This is a genomic window from Chryseobacterium sp. BGARF1, from assembly GCF_001677955.1.
In the GTDB taxonomy this organism is placed as follows: Bacteria; Bacteroidota; Bacteroidia; order Flavobacteriales; family Weeksellaceae; genus Chryseobacterium.
Map to the genome: position 1 here is coordinate 1 of NZ_LELA01000073.1, position 22734 is coordinate 22734.

Annotated in this window: 14 protein-coding genes; 5 read left to right on the top strand and 9 right to left on the bottom strand. The window is 33.7% G+C overall.

Features of this window, described 5'->3' with window-relative positions; all coding sequences use genetic code 11:
• Positions 1–113 precede the first annotated feature (113 nt).
• Together AB671_RS13645 and AB671_RS13650 are read left to right on the top strand one after the other, a co-directional pair.
• Complete coding sequence (locus tag AB671_RS13645) at positions 114–431, top strand: T9SS type A sorting domain-containing protein (protein ID WP_066677928.1); 318 nt, start codon at positions 114–116, stop codon at positions 429–431.
• A 175-nt stretch (positions 432–606) separates the two neighbouring features.
• Positions 607–2466, top strand: a complete 1860-nt coding sequence (locus tag AB671_RS13650; protein ID WP_066677926.1) for a T9SS type A sorting domain-containing protein — start codon at positions 607–609, stop codon at positions 2464–2466.
• A gap of 273 nt (positions 2467–2739) precedes the next feature.
• On the opposite strand, the gene AB671_RS13655 is transcribed toward AB671_RS13650, so the two are convergent.
• Positions 2740–3294 (bottom strand): hypothetical protein, encoded by a 555-nt coding sequence (locus tag AB671_RS13655; RefSeq protein ID WP_066677924.1) that lies wholly within the window; start codon positions 3292–3294, stop codon positions 2740–2742.
• A 183-nt stretch (positions 3295–3477) separates the two neighbouring features.
• Here AB671_RS13655 and AB671_RS13660 point away from each other — a divergent pair, with 183 nt between their 5' ends.
• Together AB671_RS13660 and AB671_RS13665 are read left to right on the top strand one after the other, a co-directional pair.
• Positions 3478–4530 (top strand): resolvase, encoded by a 1053-nt coding sequence (locus AB671_RS13660; protein ID WP_228390927.1) that lies wholly within the window; start codon positions 3478–3480, stop codon positions 4528–4530.
• Between the two features lie 119 nt (positions 4531–4649).
• Entirely contained in the window at positions 4650–5222 is a 573-nt protein-coding gene (locus AB671_RS13665; RefSeq protein WP_066677920.1) for a hypothetical protein, read from the top strand.
• An 84-nt stretch (positions 5223–5306) separates the two neighbouring features.
• Here the strand turns inward: AB671_RS13665 and AB671_RS13670 are convergent, their stop codons facing one another.
• Together AB671_RS13670 and AB671_RS13675 are read right to left on the bottom strand one after the other, a co-directional pair.
• Positions 5307–5939: a response regulator gene (locus AB671_RS13670; protein ID WP_066677919.1), complete on the bottom strand. Its 633-nt coding sequence runs from the start codon at positions 5937–5939 to the stop codon at positions 5307–5309.
• A gap of 2 nt (positions 5940–5941) precedes the next feature.
• Positions 5942–8152: a sensor histidine kinase gene (locus tag AB671_RS13675; protein ID WP_082987315.1), complete on the bottom strand. Its 2211-nt coding sequence runs from the start codon at positions 8150–8152 to the stop codon at positions 5942–5944.
• 659 nt (positions 8153–8811) lie between these two features.
• Between AB671_RS13675 and AB671_RS13680 the strand changes: the two genes are divergently transcribed.
• Positions 8812–11784, top strand: coding sequence for a response regulator (locus AB671_RS13680; protein WP_066677917.1), 2973 nt, complete (start codon positions 8812–8814; stop codon positions 11782–11784).
• 390 nt (positions 11785–12174) lie between these two features.
• On the opposite strand, the gene AB671_RS13685 is transcribed toward AB671_RS13680, so the two are convergent.
• The 6 genes from AB671_RS13685 to AB671_RS13710 form a co-directional block, all read right to left on the bottom strand.
• The gene (locus AB671_RS13685; RefSeq protein ID WP_066677914.1) at positions 12175–13311 is read right to left on the bottom strand and encodes a DUF4236 domain-containing protein; all 1137 of its coding nucleotides are present in this window, start codon (positions 13309–13311) and stop codon (positions 12175–12177) included.
• 327 nt (positions 13312–13638) lie between these two features.
• A complete protein-coding gene (locus AB671_RS13690) occupies positions 13639–14760 on the bottom strand; it encodes an NAD(P)/FAD-dependent oxidoreductase (RefSeq protein ID WP_066677913.1) in 1122 nt (373 codons plus the stop codon).
• A gap of 2 nt (positions 14761–14762) precedes the next feature.
• Positions 14763–17882, bottom strand: a complete 3120-nt coding sequence (locus tag AB671_RS13695) for a LodA/GoxA family CTQ-dependent oxidase (protein ID WP_066677911.1) — start codon at positions 17880–17882, stop codon at positions 14763–14765.
• A 161-nt stretch (positions 17883–18043) separates the two neighbouring features.
• Complete coding sequence (locus tag AB671_RS13700) at positions 18044–19582, bottom strand: hypothetical protein (protein WP_066677908.1); 1539 nt, start codon at positions 19580–19582, stop codon at positions 18044–18046.
• 156 nt (positions 19583–19738) lie between these two features.
• Positions 19739–20590: a cupin domain-containing protein gene (locus AB671_RS13705; RefSeq protein ID WP_066677907.1), complete on the bottom strand. Its 852-nt coding sequence runs from the start codon at positions 20588–20590 to the stop codon at positions 19739–19741.
• Positions 20591–20592: 2 nt separating this feature from the next.
• Positions 20593–22563 (bottom strand): hypothetical protein, encoded by a 1971-nt coding sequence (locus AB671_RS13710; RefSeq protein WP_066677906.1) that lies wholly within the window; start codon positions 22561–22563, stop codon positions 20593–20595.
• Between the last annotated feature and the right edge of the window lie 171 nt (positions 22564–22734).

A 22734-nucleotide genomic window follows, 5' to 3' on the forward strand; every position in this document is an offset into this window, starting at 1 on the left:
TTACCAAACAATAGAAGAATTTAACAATCAAAACAAAATTTATCAAAATGTAGCTTAACTTATACTGGAATTTTTGTTTGCATATCCATACCGCAAATGTTAACGGATGTAAGATGATAGTTAAAATTGTTTTTGATGACGGTGTTTACAGCAAGTCAACACCAGCTTATGTACAAACAGAAAGCGAACTTAAAATGATTCCCAACCCTGAAAAAGATGAAGTAAGAATTTCTTACGATACAGGAAATGCAAAAGTTGAAGCAACAAATCTTTACATTGATGATCAGGGAGGACGCCTTCGCCATCAGGAAAAATTGAAGGGCTCAAAAGTTGAGACTAAGTTGAATGTCAGTCAATGGTTACAAGGTATGTATCTTGTTTCTATAAGTGCTACAGCAGATTCTTTACAGGGTAAATTGCTGAAAAAATAATCTTATTTTTAATTTTCAGACAACCCCAGACTGGGGTTGTCTGTCTTTTATAATAGATGAAAGTTTAAAGAATATCAGAATTATACGAACGAATTACAAATATTTAAAAGAATAATTATTGAATAAAAATCTACTATTAAATATCTATATTTAGTGAACCAAATTAATTTTTTTTATGAAAAAGAACTTTTATTTATTGGCAATGATAGGACTTTCTATGTGTTGTCAAGCTCAAAATTATCAATGGCAATGGGCTAAGACAGGGGGTGCTATTAATGGAAGCAGTAATATTGGCTTTAACCAAATCGATGATGAGCATATCTTGGATATTGTTGTTGACAATCAAAACAACAGTTATTATCTGACATCAATCTATGATGATACCCCCTTATTAAATGGACAATCAGTTACTAATTATGGTGGAAAAGATCTTTTAATTTTTTCTACTGACTGCCTGGGAAATGTTCGATGGACCAGAACTATCGGTTCGAGTACAAACACCGGACTCAGTCAAAAATTAACATTGGATAATTCCGGGGGAATCTATATGTCAATAAATATTCCTAACAATGCAACTCCGGGAAGTGGGAGCTTACCGCCTCGATTTGGAGATAATAATATAGCACCAACGATTACCAACGATCCCTTTCAGCCGCAGGCAGGATTAAGAACAGGTTATCTTTTAAAGTACAATACCTCTGATGGGAATTTAGTTTGGAGACGTGATTTTCAGGGGGATGTAACTGCCTTTAATGCGGATATGGATATGAGCCCCCCTGTTATTGACTCTCAGGGAAATTTACATCTGATTCTAGGATTTTGGAGCGGAACCCATTTAGGAGGACTCATTACAGTGCCGGGTTCTTTTAACAGCTATACTAATTATCAATATTATCTTGTGAAATATGATACTGCAGGAAATGTCGTTGGTACGCCTGCATTATTGCCTATCACCGGGTCTACCACATTTTTAGCAGGATACTTGAACTTTATGTATGATGAATCCAGCAGCCTTTATTATCTTGCCGGATCAAGAAATTTACCGGGAGGAGGTAATAGAACATTGTCTTACAACAACGTTCCAATCAGTCAAAATGCATTTGTTTTTTCTTTTAATTCTACAAACTTTACAGAAATATGGAGAAAGGAAATTAATAATGGAACTCCAAATTCGGCAGGTGATTATATTTTTGGATTAAAAAAAGATATTGTTACTAACGATATTTATATTTCAGGAAGATTTTTTAAAGGTAATAATACACCTAATCTTTCAAGTTTTGGCAATTACTCTTTTACTACGCCTTTAACAGGGCAAATTAGCTTTGCTATGAAATTGAACAATTTAGGAAATGTTATTTGGTGTACAAATCCTGTTTCTCTTTCAGATGGCAGTTCAGATGCATTTATAGTCAATGCGAGAATGCCTATTGCATTGAAGGGAAGTGAGGTATTATTCGCTAAAGGAAGTATTCAAGAAGTTTGGGGAACATTTCCAATGGTAAGACCGGCCAATGACAGGACTGATCCGCTTGTTGTAAGATTTAATAAAGATACAGGAGTCGTTAACGGTACTTATGAAGTACAGGGAAGCTATGGACAGGAAGATCACTTTACTGCTATCGCTGTAGATAGTGATAATAATATTATGCTTGGTGGTTTTATCAACCAACAGCTCTTTATTTCTTCTAGTGATAATGTTGCAACCATAAGCAATGCAGCAGGAAGCAATAAAACAGATTTCTTTTTTACTAAACTAGCCACTTCAGCAACCTGTACAGGCCTATCGGTAGAAGAGACCGCAGCAGAAGCTGAACTAAAATTCTATCCAAATCCTGTAAGTGATGTTCTTAACATTAAAAGTAAAAGTGCACTGCAGAGTTTTGAAGTATACTCTTCAACAGGACAGACCGTTCAAAGAGGAAGCCTAAGAGGTAACACCGCTCAGGTGAATATGAGCTCTCTTGTATCAGGAGTTTATTATGTGAAAGTAAAAACAGAGAAGGCTGCAATTACAGAGAAGGTAATAAAGAAATAAATTCTTTAGATAAAAATCCGCAAAGAATTATTTTTTTTTGCGGATTTTTATCATTTTGCAATAAAATAGAGCTTAAAGTATTAGGATATCGGTAGTTTTTCACTTTAACTTTTCCAGCTTTGACTATTATGATCAGTGGTTTTTAAATTTCGCTGAAGGAAAAGAAATGCAGGGAAGTGCCACAAAATACAACGAACCTGAATTCAGTATTCAAGACGAATTTCACTTCCTTCTAAAAAAAGAATAATTTAGATACAGTTACTATTTCTTTTCTTAGCCATCAAAATCGCCACAATCATGCTCTTTAAAAAGAGGAAGGGCTTGTTTTGTGGTAAAGTATTTTGATATCCTTTTGTTTTTTAAATTAAGTTTATTCCCTTCTATAACCAGTTCATAGACAGGTGATTTGTCTATTTTTGTCAAGGTGAATGTACGTTCTTCGGTTTTTATGACAGATTTGTTTAATTCAATAGATAATGTAAAATTATGTATCTCAAATGTGTCTTTTTCATCGCAAACATTGGTCCATATTATTTTATCTTTTGTGATAGATAAATTAGCCAAATCGCACGAGTAGCAATTACCTGAAAATTCTATACCATATTTATCATAGCCGCTCGGACTTTTAACATCAAGCAAATCAATTGGAACCAAGGCTTTTATATCTTCCCTGATCTCTATATTTTTTTCCTCGTTTATTTTTGCATCTGCTTTTTTTAAGTCTGTTTTTACTATTTGATTTTCTTGCACTGTTATTTTTTTGTCTGCTTTGGAACAAGAAGCAAATAAGCTTAATATAAGGGCAAGACTGATGATTTGAATCTTCATATACTAAAAATTTATCTTTTGTAAAATTATTTAAAATAATACTTTCAGAATATCCCTGTTTTCAGCCAATTTTCTCATATATCTAATTGTTTTTTTTGTCATTAATTTCAATACAAATACCTTCGTTCTAAGATAATGTTTAACCACAATAGTAGACGAATGATAAATTGCAACCGAATTTTGATGACTGTTTCACTGGCTGTTTTTATAAGTTGTCATCCAGATGGTAAAAAAGCAGAAATCGCCCAAACCGAAAAGCAGATTAAAAAAAAACTGGCAACATTCGCCGATTTCAAAAAAATAAAAGGAGTTGATAATGTACAGGATGTGCCGTTTCAACTATTTACAAAATTGGATTCTGTACGGTTTTTTGTAGCTCCCAACAAAGATGCTGCTTTTATGAAAATACCTTATGGCAAGCTCGATAATTATTATGGTTTTGAGGAGTTTGATGACTTTTACTCGATACATTACAGCATAGAAAATAATATTTCGAACAGCATTGAAGCTTTTGTTTTGAAATCTGAGTTTACAGCTTCCTTTGATTTGACTTTAAAGGGTGTAGATCTCTATGAGATCAGAAGCAGTACGTATATGGACAAGCCTGATTTTAAGGATAAATCTTTTGCTAAATATGGAACTGTGGAAGAAGTAGGGTCAGATGAATATCAAGCTGCTTTCCCATCAAAAATAGACGAGGTTTTCACGAAAAATCCGGATGTGAAACTGAAAGGTAACAATTGGATATCTAGCGAAAACGGACAAGAGCAAAAAATCCAGCAGTATGAAAATCTGGAAACTGAAGATGGGCTGCTGTCTTACCGATATATCGGACATTCCAACTTTTTGGGTTTAGAAATCTTCAGGGAAGAAAGTATAGATGCCAACAATTCTTATTATGTTTTTTATAATCCTAAAGAAGGGTTTTCGATGGATCTATTAACTTCCGGTTATCCTCACATTGTTCCCTCGATTAACAGGGTTTCTTCTGTCAGCAATAATAATGATGTGGGCTCAGATCTTTTGGTAGCTCAATATCTGCCTGAATCTAAAAAGCAGATAAATCAATTGTATGTCAACTTCACAGGTTTCAAGTTTGGAGATGAGCGAAAAGCCTTTTGGATAAATCATGATACGCTGTATGCAGAAGTGTATCCCACAAACTCAGCACCGGCAAATGGTAAAAAACAAAAACCTTCTTACATCAAGATTCAGCTGAGATCCAACATTTTTTAATTATTTGTTCCAAATGCTATGATGTTGCCATAAAAAATGAGAAAAAACCACTGGAATCAGCCAGTGTTTACAGGGCAAAAGTGTGGTAGCTTTGACGAAATTATTTAAAGATTCAAAAAATGAAAAAAATCAGTTTATCGGTCTTTTTTTCCTTGCTGAGCATCATCACATTTGCACAATCATTAAAAGTGGTTATCAGGCAAGATGGAAAAATAGTCGAGCGAAAAGAAAATATTTATCAACTGAAAAAAGCGCCTTTTCAGTTTGAATTTGAAGCAACAAATTTGGAAGGCTTTTCATTAGGCGTAACGACCGATGGAGGACTGTATGAAGAAGCTGTAGATTTCTCAAACAAAGAACTGTCTTGGTTTGAAAACACAGGAATGGCAGAAGAACTATACAACAAAGAAAAAGAGTTGTTGGTTATGGATCATTCGCCATCCTACTGGTATTACATAGATAAAAACGACCACAGGTTTGACAGAGACCCCAAAGGAGCACTCAATAAATGGATTGCTACTCGTACTATCAAACAACTATATGATGTGATGGCAGCAGAAGCTGTTGATTTTAAAAATATCGAGGGCAATGCATCTATTTTTATACTGATGTATATGCCAGTTTACAATGATGATTACAAAGTAATATCCAAGAAAAATCTTTTTGATGCCGAACTGATGTTCAAAGATTAATCGAAACACAAATACTTAATTATATTCAAAAAAAATCCTGCTTTATTATAAAGTAGGATTTTTGATTTGATGATGTAACTCCTTTCAATGCCCCATGATCAATCCATACTCAATGGCCAATTTGATGGCGGAGCTTAGATTGGAGGTTTGAAATTTTTCGATGAGATTTTTTCGATGACTTTCTACCGTGTGCGGACTGATAAATAACTTTTCTGCAATCAGGTTGGTCGTTAAACCATTTCCTGCCTCTACTAAAACTTCTTTTTCTCTTCGAGTCAATTTCGGTACCTGATGTAAACCTTCGGATGATTTTTTCTCAAAAGCAGCTTTGGTCTGCCTGCATGAAAATGTTTTTCCAGAATAGACTGCCACAATACCTTCGATAATTTCTGAGACCGACGCATTTTTCTGAATATAGCCAGAAGCACCTTCTGCCAATGTGCTGTTGATAACAGGTAATTCATTATGAACACTCAGCATAATGATTTGAAGATGATTATACTTTTTCTTTAAAGGCTTTATAAGTTCGATGGTATTGGTCTCTGCCAAATTGATGTCAAGCAACAATATATCAACCAATTGTTTTCTAAGACCAATATTCGTCTCAGAAACATTCTTGAAACAACCTACTATTTCTATTCTTTCATTATTTTCCAAAATATTCCTGAGCCCTTCCAATAGTAATGGATGGTCGTCTGTAATAGCTACTTTTATCATGTTTAATAGACGGGTATTTGAAGTTCTACGCTGGTGCCGATATTCAGCTCGGATCTGATGCTCATCGTTCCTTTTAAAAATTGAATTCTCGATTCGATATTATAAAAACCAGCCGTTTTTTTTGTATTTAAATTATGATGGTCAAAACCTTTGCCATTGTCTTCTACAGTAAGATTTAAAAGATTTTCTTCCTCACTTAGCTGGATAATGATTTCGGAAGCATCGGCATGTTTTATAGCATTGTTTACCAGTTCCTGAATAATTCTGTAGATTAATAATTGCTTTTCCTGAGATAAAGAATTGTTATAATTGATAAACTCTGTATGGATATTCAATGTAGCGTTGGACATTCGGTTCGCAAACTCTTTAACGGTTACAGCTAAACTATATTTGGTTAATAAATCGGGCATCAAGTTATGAGCAATACGTCTGAGCTCTTCTACGGCACTATCGATCTGATTGATGGATTTTAAAATTCCTTCCTCAATCATTTCGCCCTGATATAGATTGATATGAGAGAGCTGAAGTTTTGTTCCGCTAAGCAAACCACCCAAACCGTCATGCAAATCACGAGCTAAGCGAGTCCGCTCTTGCTCTTGCCCTTCCAGCAATGCTGTAAGTGTATTTATTTTAGAATTTTGTTTTTCTTTTTCTATCGCCAGTGTATGTAGTTTATCCCGCTGCTTCATTGATCTTGCACGATGCTTGTACACATAAAGCAATAAAACAATCAGGATAATTGAAATGAAAATAAAAGTAATATAGTAGGAGTTCAGCTTTTCTTTATAGGTCAAAAGCTTTTTGAAGCTATCGATATTCTTATTTTTTTGCTGCGTTTCTAATTTTGACAATCGAAGTTGTTGCTCTTTCTTTTCTGATTGCAGTTCGGAAAACTTCAATCGCTCACGCTGGTTTTCTTCGACCAATTTCAAGTTGCTATAAATCTGCTCACGTTGTTTTCGCAAAATATCCATCAATCTGATTTGCTGTGCTTTTTTATCGCTTTCCAGTTGCAGTTTGATGTATTTTTGTTGCTGCCTTTCATTTTCAAATTGTGATTCAAGTCTTTTTGTAATATTCAGTTTTTCCTGGTCATACACACTTTTATACTTATCCAGATAGCTTTTGTAATAGACCAGAGATTCCTCATAGTTACCCTGATCTTCGCTGATTTGAGATAGAGATTCCAGAATCGACAGCTCTATATTCTGGTCTTTGACAGTGCTTTTTCCGATTTCCATAGATGCCTTTAATAAATAGGATTTGGCAACATCATATTGCTTCTTTTGCAAAGCAAGCTCTGCCAGAATTCCGAATGAAGATGCTATATGGATGGCATTACCCATTTCCAGACTTACAGCATTGGCGAGCTCGGCATATTTTTTTGCCTTATCGGGGTTAAAACCTGTGTAGAGATTGGCTAAATTGATTGCGGCATAAGAAAGATTACTTTTGTTTATGATTGCCTCTTTATTCTTATTAAAGGTTAAAATCGCCTGTAAATAATATTGCTCTACTTTATTTCTCAGCGGAATATCTGAATTATTTTGCACATATTTTTGCTCGTACATGTAGCCCATCCTCATGTATGCGTCGAAGGTCACATTAGGGTCATTTTGTTTGGATGCCAACAAAAGAAACTGCTTACTATATTTTTCTTCCAATTGATACTCGCTCATATTAGCATAAATAGCAGCCAGCTCTTTTACTACATTAGCAAATCTTAAGTAAAGTGTAGAGGTGGTGGGCGAATTTTCGTAATAATCGATTGCTTTCAAAAAAGCGGCTACGGCTTGAGTCGTTTTGTTGTTGCGAATCGATATCCAACCTTCTGCATAGTTTAGATAGCCTTTGGATTCGTTATCATTCGTTTTCAAACTATATTTTTTTGCCAATGAAAGACTTTTTGACGCCTCGATATTTTTGTTATCAAGACGGTAGTTTATGGCTTGTACGGCATACAATATGGCAGCAAATTTTCCATCGTTTTGCTTTGTTGCAATAGGAATATTGATTTCTAAAATTTGATAAGATCTCGCTTTTTCGTTGTTTAAAAATAAAGCGTTGGCATATCTTGGCGCTAACCTGAGCTGCTCAGTTGTTTTGTTTGATGCATTGTTGTATTCTTTTTGTAATCTGTCCAAAGCAGTCTGAGCTTGCGCAAAAAGCGAACAGATAATGAGAAAAAAAGTATATAAAAATCGGTATGTCAAATTTTTAATTTTTTATAGTAAGATATAATGATTTGACTAAAATAAGCATTAATTAATTTTTAAAATCAACTTTTAGTGCAAAATATTCATGCAGCTAAAATTAGAGATTTCACTACATTGATTCATCTGTCATTCCATTGAACTTTATAATAAAATTTTGTAGGAAGGTTTATTGAATATTCATTTATTTGCCATAAAAATTATTAAGAATAGCTTATTATAAGGCAAAGTTATTCTTCTTAATACCGCTGAAAAATTGAAAAAATATTTGATAAATTGTATTGTAATATTAAACTGGATATGCAAATAAAAATTCCAGTATTAGTTAAGCAGCATTTTGGTAAATTTTGTTTTGATTGTTAAATTCTTCTATTGTTTGGTAATTTAATACAACAATACTCATTCTCTGCCAGTTTATATACTTTTTTATCCCGCAACCAATTAAAGCAAGATACAAATTTACTGCTTCAAGGTTTGAATGAAAATAATGTTGATTCATCAGATAAAAGATTTTTTATCATAGACGATTATTTTTGATGATATCCTATGATATATTTAAGAACCAGGAGTGATAATTTTAAAAAACAGTTATATTTGCTGAAAATACTCAATACGATAAAATTCGTTTTTTTTAGTTTACAGTTTATAATAATCCACTCATGCCCACAAAAATCATTAGAAATTTTCAAATAGGAATTATACTTTCACTGATGTTGCTTATCACAAGTTCAATAGCATCTTATGTCAGCATTCAGAAACAGATGAAAAACCGGGAGAGCTTTATGAGAAGCAAGGAATCTATAATTTTTGTAAAAGATATCTTAAATTCTCTTCTGGATGCGGAGACTGGCCACCGGGGATACCAGCTTACCACTCAGGAAAGTTTTCTTGAACCTTTTAATACAAGTAAACTTAAATATAAATTGCTTGTCTCTAAAGCCGATAAACTTAATATTACAGAAAAAAATCAGACAAACATACTTCAAAATTTGTTGCATACATCAGATGCTATGATGGAAGAACTTGTTTTGCTCATAGAGAAACATAGGAAAGGAAATTTAATTACTCCACAGGAACTTTTACAGAATAAGGCAGGGATGGATACCTGTCGCAGCTTGGTTCAGGATTTTGTAAAGAATGAGGAAGTTAAGCTAGCCATTACCAATACAGATTTGAATAGGTCTTCTATGTGGTCTGTATTATTCATTGTTTTTTCCGCTACAGCAGCCATTAGTGTGACCGCTTTCATTTACGTACAAATGAGATCTGACATTAAACGTCGGGATGAGTTGGAAAAGGATTTGTCTTATGCAAAGCAGTTGCTTGAGGATACTAGTGAGGTCGCACAGGTAGGTGGATGGGAAGTTAATATGAAATCTGGTGAGCTGTTTTGGTCTCAGACTACAAGAGAAATTCACAAAGTAAATAGCAATTTCCGACCAAATTTTGAAAATGCCATCGGATTTTTCGAGGGAAAAAATGAGGAAAGAGTTAGATACTTGTTCGACAGGGCGGTAAAAGAAGGAACGGGCTTTGATGAGGAGCTTCAGCTTTTACGCAGTGATGGTATTACTGTATGGGTTAGGTTGAAGGGGATTCCCGAATTTGAAGAAGATGTCTGCCAGAGAATTTTTGGAATCATTCAGGATATTGATTCTTACAAAAAGATGTTACTGGAAATTACAAAGAAGGAAGCGATGATGCAGTCGTTTGTTAAAGATGTTCCTGTTCCTTTGGCCATGCTTGATAAAGACCTTAATTATATTGCTGTAAGCAGTAGCTGGAAGCAGGAATTTGGAATACATGATATAGATTTGATCGGGCATACCCTCTTTTCTACTGCCTATCCTAAGATTCAAGAAAACGGAATGGATATTTATCAGAATGCATTATCAGGAATTACCTATGTGAATAAAGATTTTATATTGGAAATGAAAGGCAGGAAAGATATTCAACATTATAATCTCAAAGTTGGACCATGGTATTTAGATGAAAATCAGGTAGGAGGGGTCATTATATCAATACAGAATATCAGTGATGAGGTGAGGGTAAATGAAGAGCTTAAAAATGCGAAAGAGGCAGCTGACATGGCCAGCAGGGCAAAATCTGAATTTCTCGCTAATATGAGCCATGAAATCAGGACGCCATTGAATGGAGTCATTGGATTCTCAGACCTTCTCCTGGGAACTCCTCTCAATGAAACGCAGGAACAATACCTAAAATATATCAATGATTCGGGAGAAAATTTGCTTCATATCATCAATGATATTCTCGATTTTTCTAAGATTGAATCAGGCAAAATGGAACTTTTGATCGAAGAAAGCAACCTGAATGAGATGTTGGATCAGGTTATTAATGTTATTCTTTACCAGTCTCAGAAGAAAAATATTGAGCTTCTTCTTAACGTGGAGCAGGGTCTTCCAGCTATGCTTTTTATTGATGAAGCACGTTTAAAACAGATTTTGACCAATCTGCTGGGGAATGCTGTAAAATTTACAGTAATAGGCGAAATAGAGCTGAAAGTGGAAAAGTTGCAAATGGATCAGAAAAATATCGTCTTACGCTTCTCCGTCAGAGATACTGGAATAGGAATTCCAGCGGATAAACAAAAATACATTTTCGATGCATTTACTCAGGAAAACAGTTCCATTAGTAAACGATATGGAGGTACTGGTCTGGGGCTTACGATATCGAACAATATCCTTGGTTACATGGGCACGAATCTCTCTTTAATCAGTGAACCTGAAAAAGGGTCTACTTTTTTCTTCGATATAGAAATTCCTTATTTGATGTCTGAACCAGACGATGAGATGGAGGTTGCTATTGAGAGGGCGTTGGTGGTCGATGATAATGAAACGAACAGGATCATCCTTGAGCATATGCTTGCTCACAAAAATATCAGATCCACACTGGCTGCTAACGGAATGGAAGCCCTGGATATTTTGATGAAAGGCGAACGGTTTGATGTGATACTGATGGATTACCATATGCCCCTGATGTCTGGTGTAGAAACAATTGAGAAAATAAGAGAACTTTTCAAAGAGAGGAAAGAAATAACTCCATTTATTATACTTTCTTCTTCTTCGGAAGAAAAAGAGATTATTACGACCATTCGCGATAAAGACAATTCATATCTGCTTTTAAAACCGGTAAAATCAAACGATTTATTTAAAACCTTACGTAAAGCAGTTCACCGTAGCGTAGTTGACTTAACGCCAGTGCAGTCTGAAAAGGATTCGTATTCAATCTCTCAGGGATTGGAAATTCTACTGGTTGATGATAATCCCATCAATATGGTTCTCAATAAAAGAGTGATGGAGTCAATTGCTCCCAATGCGGTTTTAACGGAAGCAGTCAATGGAATGCAGGCATTAGAAGCATGTCAGAAAAAATATTTTTCCATTATACTGATGGATGTGCAGATGCCGGTAATGAATGGTATCGAAGCAACACAACAAATTAGGATGCTTTCAGGTTATGATAAAGTTCCTATCATTGGTGTGACGGCAGGTAATGTAAAAGGTGAAAGAGAAAAATGTCTAGAATCGGGAATGGCTGATTTCCTTCCAAAACCTTTCAAAAAAGTAGATCTTCAGGAAATATTACAAAAATACATTAGTACTGATAATTAGTAATAAAAATATAACTCATGTTCTTGATCGGAGGATACTCTTATCAGAAATAGACATCAAACTGTATATTAATATGGATAGGCTGAAAGAACAAACAGGAGATGATCCTGATTTCGAGAACGTTTTTCTTGGAATTGTCATTCAGAAACTTTTTAGTGCAGAAAAAAATGTAAAAAAAATGTCAGATTACATTTTTTAGGAAATAAGAAGAGAAGCGCTTAATCCAATACCAGAAACAAAAAAATCCCAACTCTAGTTGGGATTTTATAATGCTTATCATTTAATATAGGCTAAGACCATTTTTTCAAATTTGGGATTTTATGTCAAAATATTTAAAACTACAAAGTGAATGTACCTAATAATTAGAGTTATAAAATCCCAAAAGTTTTTTTAATTCATCCTATCAATTACCCGACATAAATTTTTATATTCCTGAAATGCATCACCGAACTCTTTGGTAAATTCAAAATTGCTTATTTGATATTCTTCATTCACGCCTGTGGATGTCGATAAATGTATTCTGCCGTATTGAACTACAGGTATCTGATAATTATTTTTAAACCTCTTATCGGGTGTGCCATTTTTATTAACCTTTGCCCATGTTTTTCTGATAACTTTAGAGTCTCTTGGAACCGAAGATGTTTCGGTGAAGCTGACAGAAGTAGTCATCAGGTTGAGTTCATCGAGTCCAATGATTGCAAATTTTTGATTATTGGTATACATTATTACAAAAGTCGGGTAGAAGTAAAGATCTGCTCCATTTATGTTTTGGAAATATAGTGCTTCATAGTTAGATTTTATAATGGAAAGAGATTTTAAACCTATCTTAGTTTCTCTTCTGTTTACCAATGTGCTGGCATTAGATCTTGCTGCTACACGATTTTGAAAATGCGCACCTGTAATGTCCCAAATGCGATGTGATGTACTTAAGTTTTTAAATGCATTATAAAAACGTTCGTACTTTCTTTTTGTTGGATCATCAAATTGTACATCAATATTAATTGCAGAATTGTCAATAACAATTTTTGTTTCAATGATGGCCTCTTTTTGAGCATTAATATCTTGATTGATTGTTTGAACAACCTTTTTATTTATAAAGCCGTAAATCAATATATAGCTAGCGATTTTTTTTGTTTTAGAAAACGATAGAGCTTTTTTTATTTTCTTTAAATCTCTCTCTAACTCAATTTTTTGCCGTTGTGCTACCAAAATAGATTCTTTAATTCCTGACATACCCTGCGAGGTAATTTCGTGTACATCTGCACTGAAAATATTATCAGAAAGATTTCGATGATAATCAGGAACAAAAAGCGGTTGACTTTGAGGTTGTGGAGATCGCGATGATGAAGATCCTGAAATTTGATATGAATTTGAAAAACCCAGAACGTTCGTGTTTAATCTAGTGCCTGAAGAACTGAAATTTACACTAGCTCCCTTTACTCCAATGCTTGTTGAGATACCTCTTTTGCTGAAATTTAGATGTACACCTGGGACAATTTTAATTCTTTTTCTATATGACCAAGCCATGGTGATAATTTTTTAATTATTATTAGTACAAATCTAAATCAACATTGATAGAAATTTTTATGGGAAACCGTAATTAAAGTTTAATTATTAGCTTCTTATATTCCCTGTTTACGTGCGAGCTCCGAGATATTAGTTTGCTCATTGCTTAGTTGAATGGCTTTGGTTTTAAAAGCAGGGTCGTAAATTTTTTGGTCTCGTTTCATAAGTTAAAATTAAGGTTTTATGCTTAACTTCTACTGGACGCTAAATTAGTACATCCAAACTCTGTAAACACCAATTTTTGCAGAGTTTTTAGTATTAAATAAAATCAAATTTCATCAATAATGCTTATTTAAGACAGTGACGCCTATTCCAAAATAATTGGTTGGGCCATCTTTTTTCCATCTTGTAATAGATGTAATGATGATATTCATAATGAGACCAAATATTTTCTGCAATACGATTGTATTCTGCTATAAATGCATTTTTAATGCTTCCTGACAAGGTATGAACGACATTCGATTTAATGATCAATTTTGAGTATTGAGCAGCCATTGCTAAAGCATTAAACATTCCTTGAGAGGATAACGGATCAAAGGTCAAGCATGCATCTCCAATTGCTATCCAATTCGATTGTATTGGAAATTTTAGATAGGACGAATGTGATGCTTTTGTACCTAAAAATTCATAATCTAATATTTCTTCTTTTATGTCTAAAATTTTAATTAAATCTTTTTCGGCTAAAAAATAATTTTTAAAAAATTCTCCATCTTTTGTCAACTTTTTATCACATAAATCGGAATCTGTAAAGAAGCTGATCAAATGTTTATTATTAGGTAGTTTGGCAATATACCACCATCCATTTTCAACAGTATAGATCGTAGAAAGTTCTTTTAGAGTTGGAATGTGTATATTTCCGTGAATCCCAATAAGTTGATCTTTTTTGAGAGACTTAATGTTCATTTTTTGAGCCATCAAACTTCTACGTCCTGAAGCATCTATGATAAATTTAGCGTGATAATTATTTTCAAAACCCTCCTTTGTCTTTGTGATCAAAGCCCATTGTTGAGACTCTTCTACAACACTAATGATATTTTCTCTAATGATCTTAATACCTCGCTCGCTTGTTATTTTTTGTAATTCATTTACAAAATTATTCTTATCGATAGACCAGCCGTGACCTTCAGGATTCTGTATGCTATCTTGCATGATAGGATGAGGGGTTCCCCAATATGACTGCATACCAATGGTAGGTTTGCCAACCAATGGGTCTTGCATTATTACATCAATATCAATTCCTAATTCACTAAAAATACGTCTACTGGATGCAATTAAAGTTTCCCCATGTAAAACATTGGTGTTCTCTGGTTTTTCAATGACTAAAATTTTGTAAAACAAATGGAGGTGCATAGCAGCGATACAGCCTGCTATGCCTCCTCCAATAATTATAATTTCGAAATCGTTATTCATTATTAAGAATTAAAACGTCTTCTAAATCTTTCATGAATAGTTACTATTTTTTGATTTGGTTTAACATATTCTATTTGTAAATCTTTATTTGTTTCTTGAACTTTTGACAGTAGGTTTTCTAATTCTTCTGAGTTATTTAATATATGCTCCGCTTCTTTTTTTACATCTTCGTCAATTTGTAATTGAGAAGAATTTAATACATTATCTGATATTATTTCCATTACCTTATCTTTTGCGACATTATCTATCAGCTTTTGTCTGGTCTCTTTTAAAATGATATTTATAATTTTAGTGTATGAGCTAGTTAAAGCAACTTGTACCGTATCTGGAACTTTAGGGTTATCGTTATTCGTAATTGTTTCGTCTAATTTCATAGGTAGCACTGTGCCTACAGCATCAAAATGAGTAACCATTTTATTGATAATTTCTTGGTATGGAGAATAAATGGTAGGGTTACCCGGTAAATCTTCTAGCCACTCAAAACGTTGATTAAATATTTCTAATTGCTCTTCTGGATTTCCTTGTTTTTCTTGTAAAGCTTTAAATTGTTTGTAAGTAATAATTTCATTAGGCACTCGTGCTGGCCAAAATGTTGGAATATAAGAGTCGTATGAACTGTCGTATCCATCTTTACACGAGGCCGTATCTGTTTGCCAAGGAATAGCCATCCAACGTGTAATATTACCTGCAACTTGAAATTCGAAAGGATTAACTATTTTATTAAGTAACGTTTGATCTATAAAAGGACCGTAATCAAGGTTGTCTTTAATAAGATGATCTTTATCAAAATTAAATCTGAAAGGAGAATCATACATAGTAGATATTCTTACCGGCCATGTCATTTCGCAACCCGGATGAAAGGCATCTGCTAAACAAAAATCTAAAGCAGCTCTGGTAAGTAGGTCAGCTTGCTCCTCTACAGGATATTCATCTAAAGGTTTAGGACTAATATAATTGGTTTTATATTTATCCCAATCATCAATAAAATTACCGTCTACCCATTGCTGCAACATTTTGATTTGCAAATCTGTCAATGTACTATGTTGTCTAGGGCTTCCGTTTCCTTTTATTTCCATAGCATCTCCATATAACCAAGGCCATAAAGCTGGAGATTGAGAACCAGGGAGATCAAACCGCCTAAACTGATTAAACATTTGTCTTCTGAATTCTAAGTTATTCATAGTTCCATCCCTTAATTTTTCAATCCATATATTTTCATTGAAATTATAAGCTCCATTGAACCCAAAAGTGGTTAAAAAACCTTTGTTTACCCACTGTAGCTCTGTCATTCTCTTAAATATAGGAAATATATCATAAGAGAATGAAGGGCTAAGTGGAGAAGGCAAATTAAGTTCTCTTACAGATAGATCTCTCATTAGATCCCACATTGTTCTTACCGATTGTTGTACAGGAGCATAATCTGGAGGTGCACAAATTACCCAAGCAGGTTTTACATTGATTTCCTTATTATTGAATTTTACAATTGCTGTTACTGGTCCATCAGAAGTGTCATCATACCAGCCATCATTATTTGCAAAATCTAAAGCAATTTCATTTTTAACACTTTTGGATATACCTTTACCTCCAAGTACATGTAATCTTTTAGAATTTGATGAATTTTTATCAAAAAACATTTCTCCAAGATAAACTTCTGTGTTTCTTAAAAATTTCCCTTTAAATTTTGCTGATTTGTTAATCGATTTGCTATTTATATTTTTTACCCCTCCATCAATAACGAGGCTCATACGATCTAGGATCTCTGAATTTCTTTTAAATGAATATTTATATTCATCTTCATTGGCTTCCGGAATATCTAATGCAAGATTAAATTGATACCAAGCTGCTTTTTGATTGGCCAAATGGCACGACCAATCAATTTCAACTTTGTCTTTAATATCAGGGTGGGTAAGTTCTTTTACAACTTCACCTTTAATATTCAGACCATATATTCTAAATTCTGCTGCTTGTCTTTTAATTTTGCCTTCTCTATCCCTATAAAAAGAAAGATCATTTGACATGATGGGCTCTGGAACTTGTGGCCCTATATAGTACTCATCACTATTTCCTACACGCATAATGCCTATTGAAGGATATATTGCAGCACTCACAATTTCGTGGTCAACTATTTTTTCATCTTTATTTTGTGCATGAAAAGGGCAAATTTCTCCTTTTGGTTCTCTGAACTCTAAAGCATTAGCACTGTATCTCGTTTCTGCACCATATTTGTAAACATCTCTTCTTGCTTCAGCAATGCTACCCAGAGGTTGATTCAATGAATTTATACGCCAGCAATTAAAATTAATATGATCACCAAGTTCTTTCACTCCGATCAGATTCAAATCTTGTTTGGGAAGGTTTAATCTCCCAATTTCAATAAAACTTTCATCCCATTTTAATTGTAGATCATCTGCTATTTTTTCATCAATCTCTTTGATCTGTCCTTCAAGAATAAATTGATAAGAATCATTAGATAATTTTTGCTGTAAATCTTTAGCGAGATAATCTTTCTGCTTCATAATAACAGGGAAACTTTCTTCAACTGCTGGTTTAAGCCGTAGTTTTATCATATGTTTTTCACCTAATCGGAATGGGATGATAGGGTAGTATGCAGTAGTTAAACAACTGTCTTCGTATTTTTCCATTTGGTCTAAAATACGTTTCAATTCTTTGTTTTCTCTATAATATTCATTTAATTGATTGATATCACCAGAAGAGGATATTTGAGTGAATTCTACCATTTGTTGTGCATTTTGAGCAAAAAACACATCAATATTTTGAAATATAAAATCTGTATTTGGTCCATCAAATCCTTCAGCATTATTCGGTAAATCAAAGATCTTTAAACCCAAACCAATGGTAGACTTTACATCTGTTTTTTTAGGAGCTGTATCACTTGAAAAACGCAGTACACACTTGAAATTATCTTTAATTCCAAAGAAACCAAGATCACCTACTAATTTTTCAATCGGTAAGTTATTGGTTAAACTTAATTCACCATGTACAACACCATGTTGTTTTCTGAATACGGCTCTTGGTGCTGGTTTTGCACCATTTTCTATCATAACTTTTTGGTACGTATCTATGAACTGAGCTTTAAGATCGGATATGTATTTTTTTTCCATTTTTTTAGTTTTAATTAATTTGTTATTTAACTCACAATGGTTTTTGTAGAGCTACTTTTGTCTTAAATACTGGATCGAATTTGTGTCTTCCTTTTTTTGGACTTGTTTAAGTAAATATTTTTAAAATTAAATATCGATCCAGTATTTTAAGGGTATTATAACTACTTTTTAAGTAATTCTCTAGCTTCTTCACGAGATGATTCCCTTATGCTGTTTTTTAACAGATTAATTTCATCTATATTATTAGAAGGTTTTCTTTTATCAATATTCAATTCTTTATGAATGTCGATTTTGGCTGCTCCTTGACTTGCTAATAATGCTGCTTTTAATTCTGCATATTTTTCAAATAAATGTGAGCTAATTAAAGGGGACTTAACATTTATTTTTTTTGATGTACTTGTCCTGTATAAATTATTATTCATTGAGTGACAAGTAAAGCAATTCATTCCTCCTGTTTGGAATGTGGTTTCCATAGTGATATTTGCTAAATTTAAACTACCAAAACTTTGCCCATTACCGGTACCATATGGTTTTGATAAATCTCCATCTAGCAACTCATTAATTGGAGCATTTGTTTTTGACCATATAGAGCCGACAAATTTATAGTTCGCCCATATTTTAACTTTATCATTTGTAAGGGCTTTTTTAGCTAATTCGTTACTAGATTTAATCATTGTAGCAAACTCTTCATCTTCTTTAATAACCACCATTCCTTGAGATGCCTGATTGTATCTAACTCCTTCAGGATTGGATTGAAATACTTTATTTTTAACTTTTGGAGTAAGAGTGGTTTTATCTTGAATAATTCCATCTTCTGTATTTCCAACAGCGTTTCCATCGAATAATGTGTATTTATCTGATTTAGAATTTACAGGGTCTCCGTGAAAACTTGTTCTATCTGGTGCTAAATCTCGTTGATCAAAAGTTGACCACACGCCTTCAGGGTGCTCTGCTGTAACTGTAAATATGTGAAAGCCAATCATAGACATTCTTTTTAGTTCAGCGTTATTATAATTTTCGTAAAAATTTTCATTAGGTTGATTAACAATTGCAGTTATATTAAAAGTTTTAGTAGAATCTACTACTTGAGATGTTTCTATCCAAGCTATTTTAATTTCGGTAGCACCAACTGGATATTGATTTTTACTCTCACGGATAGAGCGCTTTAAGCTGTCATTTTTTAGTATTTCAGCTGCTTGGCTAATAATTGATGATGCATCGGCTGAATTAAACATCTCTAATATTCCGTCATTAGCATGTATCGAATATCTTACGAGAGAATTGCTCTTGCTACTCAATTTTGTTCCGTCTGCTTGTTGATACAAATCTAAGATTAATGGTAATTTACCATCTTTTATGTATGAAGATGGTAATCCTTTCTTTTTTAAAGGATCTAATTTTATTTCTTCACCAAAATCATTAACCTGTTTTAATTCTTTCATAAATACAGGAACATTATCTTCGGTATTTGACGTTAACCATAAAAATTTTTGCCAAGACCAGTCAACAAACATTTGATCATTGTTAAGAACTATGGTATCAACTGTATTTTTAATTTCGTTATTCTTATTGTAATCTTCAAAAATACTTGCTAAGCTTGTTTTAGTTGTAGAGTAAGGCTCTTTTTTACAAGATGTAAGCCCCAGTAAAGTAGCTGTTGTAATGCTCAAAAGCATCAGTTTTTTAAATTTTAATTCCATGGTTATTTAGGTTATTAGTTTTTTGAGTTTTTAGTTGATTATCGTTAAATCATGACCAACAGGTAAAAGTGATTCATGTAATTTTGAGAGATATAGCACATTATTAAATAATACCTCATTCAGCAAGACGCCAAATGAGGTCATTAATTATAAAACTTAAGAAAGTTCATCAATTACATCATCATATTCTGGAAAAGTATGTTTCAAATCATCCAAAAATGCTTTTCTTTCGCTGCTATCTGCTGGTAAAGAAGTGCTACAACCTTCATAAAAAGCTGGAGCTAGGCTGCAGCTGCTTAAATTAAAATCTTTACTTACGACTTCAGCGCCAAACCATGTGTTTTTGGGCACCACAACTTGTAGTTTTTCGCCTTTAGCAATATTTTTACCTAAAGTCTTAATGGTTGCCGTTTTTTTCACCAAATCGAAAATATAAATTTGCAAAGCAGAACCTTCATGAAAAAACCATTGTTCATCCATTGCGAGTTTGTGTAATTTTAACTTCGGAAGATTATCTATTAAAATAAAATTCAAAGAATAGGTACTGTCTTTATCGGCTTCGTGAGTATTGTCAATGCCAAAGTACCCTACATGATCTACCATTTTTAGTTCTAAATCTTGAATCCAGGCTTCTTTGGTTTTTTGTAAAGAGAAATTAACGGTTGTGCCTAGAATTTCAGATTTGTCGGTTGTACATCGCCATAATCCTTTTTGAGTAAGAATGGGCTGTTGAGAGCCGTCTGGTAATTCTATTAACTCACGATGATTCAATAATGGGATTTCTGATTTTCGGACCGCTTCATCATCTTGTACATGATCTGCTCTGTCATCAATTGTTCCTACGATTTCCGAGACAGAACTTCCTACTAATTTTGCGAAATTTTCGTTGCAAAATACAAATCGTGAATCAACATCTTTGATGCAAGTATAGACTCCATCCATATTTTCTACAGATTGTAAATCTAGACTTACTTCTAACAGGTTAACAGTTTCGTTAGTATTCATCATGATTAAAATTTAGATTGATCAATTAATTCAAGAATAGCTGTAGATTCTGTGTTTTCAGATGTGGGTTGTTGCTTTTCCTTAGCTGCAATTCGTTTATCCGCTAATTGTAATGCCATTGCCGTCATGGTTAACGTAGGATTCCAGGCACCGCTTTGCGCCCATAATGAAGCTCCTGTTATAAATAAATTCGATACAGGCTTGCCTTGATTTATCAGTTGATAATCTAAATTTACTACTGCCTCAATTTTTTTATTATCACTATCTACATTATTATTTTCAATGGGTAGAGTAGAACCTTCGTGTACCATTGCCGGTACATGGGGATATCTTGTGCGCTCTTCTTTTTTTACCCATGAGTTTTGGATTCCATAACGTTCAGGTAAAAAATCTGTACCACTTACATGACATTCTTGATAATAATTCAAATCACTATACCAATATTCAGGATCATCAAATAAATAGTCAAGAATATTATAGGTCGTTTTACCCATATCATCCCAGGTTTTTTTATCTTTCAAGCTAGGATTACATCTTAGTAAACTCCCTGTAGTCGAATCTGAATCTTTATTAGCGTTAAAAGACGCCTCTTCATTATGAATATCTAATTCACCTAAAATTGCACATACTAATATTACATAGTTTTCTGAATCTTTCAATTGTTCTGGAGAAGCAGTAGATACAACATCAGGCATATAGCGCATTGCCAGCTCCTGATTTTTATTTGGATTTGGATCATGAATAATCGACAATTGGATATGAAACTGCTGACCATTTTCTGCAAAGAAAGGCAAGTAAATCGCTCCCATCTGTAAATTGCCATTTTCTGTTAACTCTGATAATTTATCTTTCTTTACTCTTGCTGTAATAGCAGAAATTGTGTGAGCTGTAAAATGCTTACCTGCCGATTCATGGTTGAATGATTTCTGGATCAACGTCGCAGGTGGCATAGCTCCGGTTGCTAATATCAATTCTGCATTATTCAATGCAATGGTACCTCTTGATGTTAATAATCCATAAGCTTGATTATTTTCATTTAAAATTTCTTCTACTACACATTCAGTAAGAATGTGTAATCTGTTGGGATACATATTATTGCCTTCTTTTCTTCTTTTTTCTGTATCAGAATCCACATTTTTGGTTGGAAATGCCGTGCTGTCTACCAAATTGAGAATAGCTGTTGGGGTTGAGAATTTGTTAAAATCAATTCCTTTATTTTCACCATCACCACACGCCAACGACGCATATTCTACCTTCATGAGTTTTGCACGCGTCACACTTTGAGAGTTAAAATCGTCTTTCTTTTTAGCAAATAAATCATGAATAATATCTTGCAATGCCCCATATTCTGGTAATCGTAATTGATCTAAATTATTTTCCAGCCCCAACTTTTTTAAATTCTTAGAAAAAGGCAATACATTGGATTTATGAACATGCAATAGTTTGATTGCATCATCAAAGTAAGAAGTCTCACCATTTTTTTGCGTTAAAGAATTAAATAGTACCGGAGACCATTTCTCGACTTGTACTTTTTCCGGCTGAGGGCACCAGGCACTCCATAAGAAGCTTCTGCCCCCAAAATAAGGTAACATTCCATGTTGCGTTACACGATAAGGCGCTTTTTCCAGCATGGTAGACTGAGATAAACTCCAAGGAAAAGTTTCAGAAATTGGCCCGACCAATTTTTTATAACTCGCCCCTAAATTCTGAAAATGGGTTGGTAATAAAAAGCCTCCACGCTCCACCATAAGAATTTTGGCTTCTTTGTCTTTTTCTAAAATTCTTTTAGCAAAGGCATATCCGCAGAAGCCTGAGCCAATAATTACATAGTCATAAGAATTATTTTCTTTTGCTTCTTTCCACTGACCGTCTGTTAAGAAATAAGCATGATTCATGATGTCCTGAATGTCAGGTCGCTGAGGTCCTGGAGTTGGATATCCATTCCCAAGATTTTTTGATGATGCAAAATTTGCCATAGTTTTTAGTTTTTTGATGATTTTTATTGAAGTATAAAAGATTTTGTAGAGGGTATTAGTTTGTCATACTGTAATTTTTTACATTGTATGATAAAGGCATGCGTAAAGCATGATCCCCGTTGAGAGGAAATATTTAATGTGATATTCATGGTGTATTATTATCTGATAAAA

What these genes read in the sequence shown, in the direction of transcription:
- AB671_RS13680 (WP_066677917.1), top strand. Translation starts at nt 8,812, where the DNA reads ATGCCCACAAAAATCATTAGAAATTTTCAAATAGGAATTATACTTTCA.
- AB671_RS13690 (WP_066677913.1), bottom strand. Translation starts at nt 14,760, where the DNA reads ATGAATAACGATTTCGAAATTATAATTATTGGAGGAGGCATAGCAGGC.
- AB671_RS13700 (WP_066677908.1), bottom strand. Translation starts at nt 19,582, where the DNA reads ATGGAATTAAAATTTAAAAAACTGATGCTTTTGAGCATTACAACAGCT.
- AB671_RS13655 (WP_066677924.1), bottom strand. Translation starts at nt 3,294, where the DNA reads ATGAAGATTCAAATCATCAGTCTTGCCCTTATATTAAGCTTATTTGCT.
- AB671_RS13665 (WP_066677920.1), top strand. Translation starts at nt 4,650, where the DNA reads ATGAAAAAAATCAGTTTATCGGTCTTTTTTTCCTTGCTGAGCATCATC.
- AB671_RS13710 (WP_066677906.1), bottom strand. Translation starts at nt 22,563, where the DNA reads ATGGCAAATTTTGCATCATCAAAAAATCTTGGGAATGGATATCCAACT.
- AB671_RS13660 (WP_228390927.1), top strand. Translation starts at nt 3,478, where the DNA reads ATGACTGTTTCACTGGCTGTTTTTATAAGTTGTCATCCAGATGGTAAA.
- AB671_RS13650 (WP_066677926.1), top strand. Translation starts at nt 607, where the DNA reads ATGAAAAAGAACTTTTATTTATTGGCAATGATAGGACTTTCTATGTGT.
- AB671_RS13645 (WP_066677928.1), top strand. Translation starts at nt 114, where the DNA reads ATGATAGTTAAAATTGTTTTTGATGACGGTGTTTACAGCAAGTCAACA.
- AB671_RS13685 (WP_066677914.1), bottom strand. Translation starts at nt 13,311, where the DNA reads ATGGCTTGGTCATATAGAAAAAGAATTAAAATTGTCCCAGGTGTACAT.
- AB671_RS13670 (WP_066677919.1), bottom strand. Translation starts at nt 5,939, where the DNA reads ATGATAAAAGTAGCTATTACAGACGACCATCCATTACTATTGGAAGGG.
- AB671_RS13695 (WP_066677911.1), bottom strand. Translation starts at nt 17,882, where the DNA reads ATGGAAAAAAAATACATATCCGATCTTAAAGCTCAGTTCATAGATACG.
- AB671_RS13705 (WP_066677907.1), bottom strand. Translation starts at nt 20,590, where the DNA reads ATGATGAATACTAACGAAACTGTTAACCTGTTAGAAGTAAGTCTAGAT.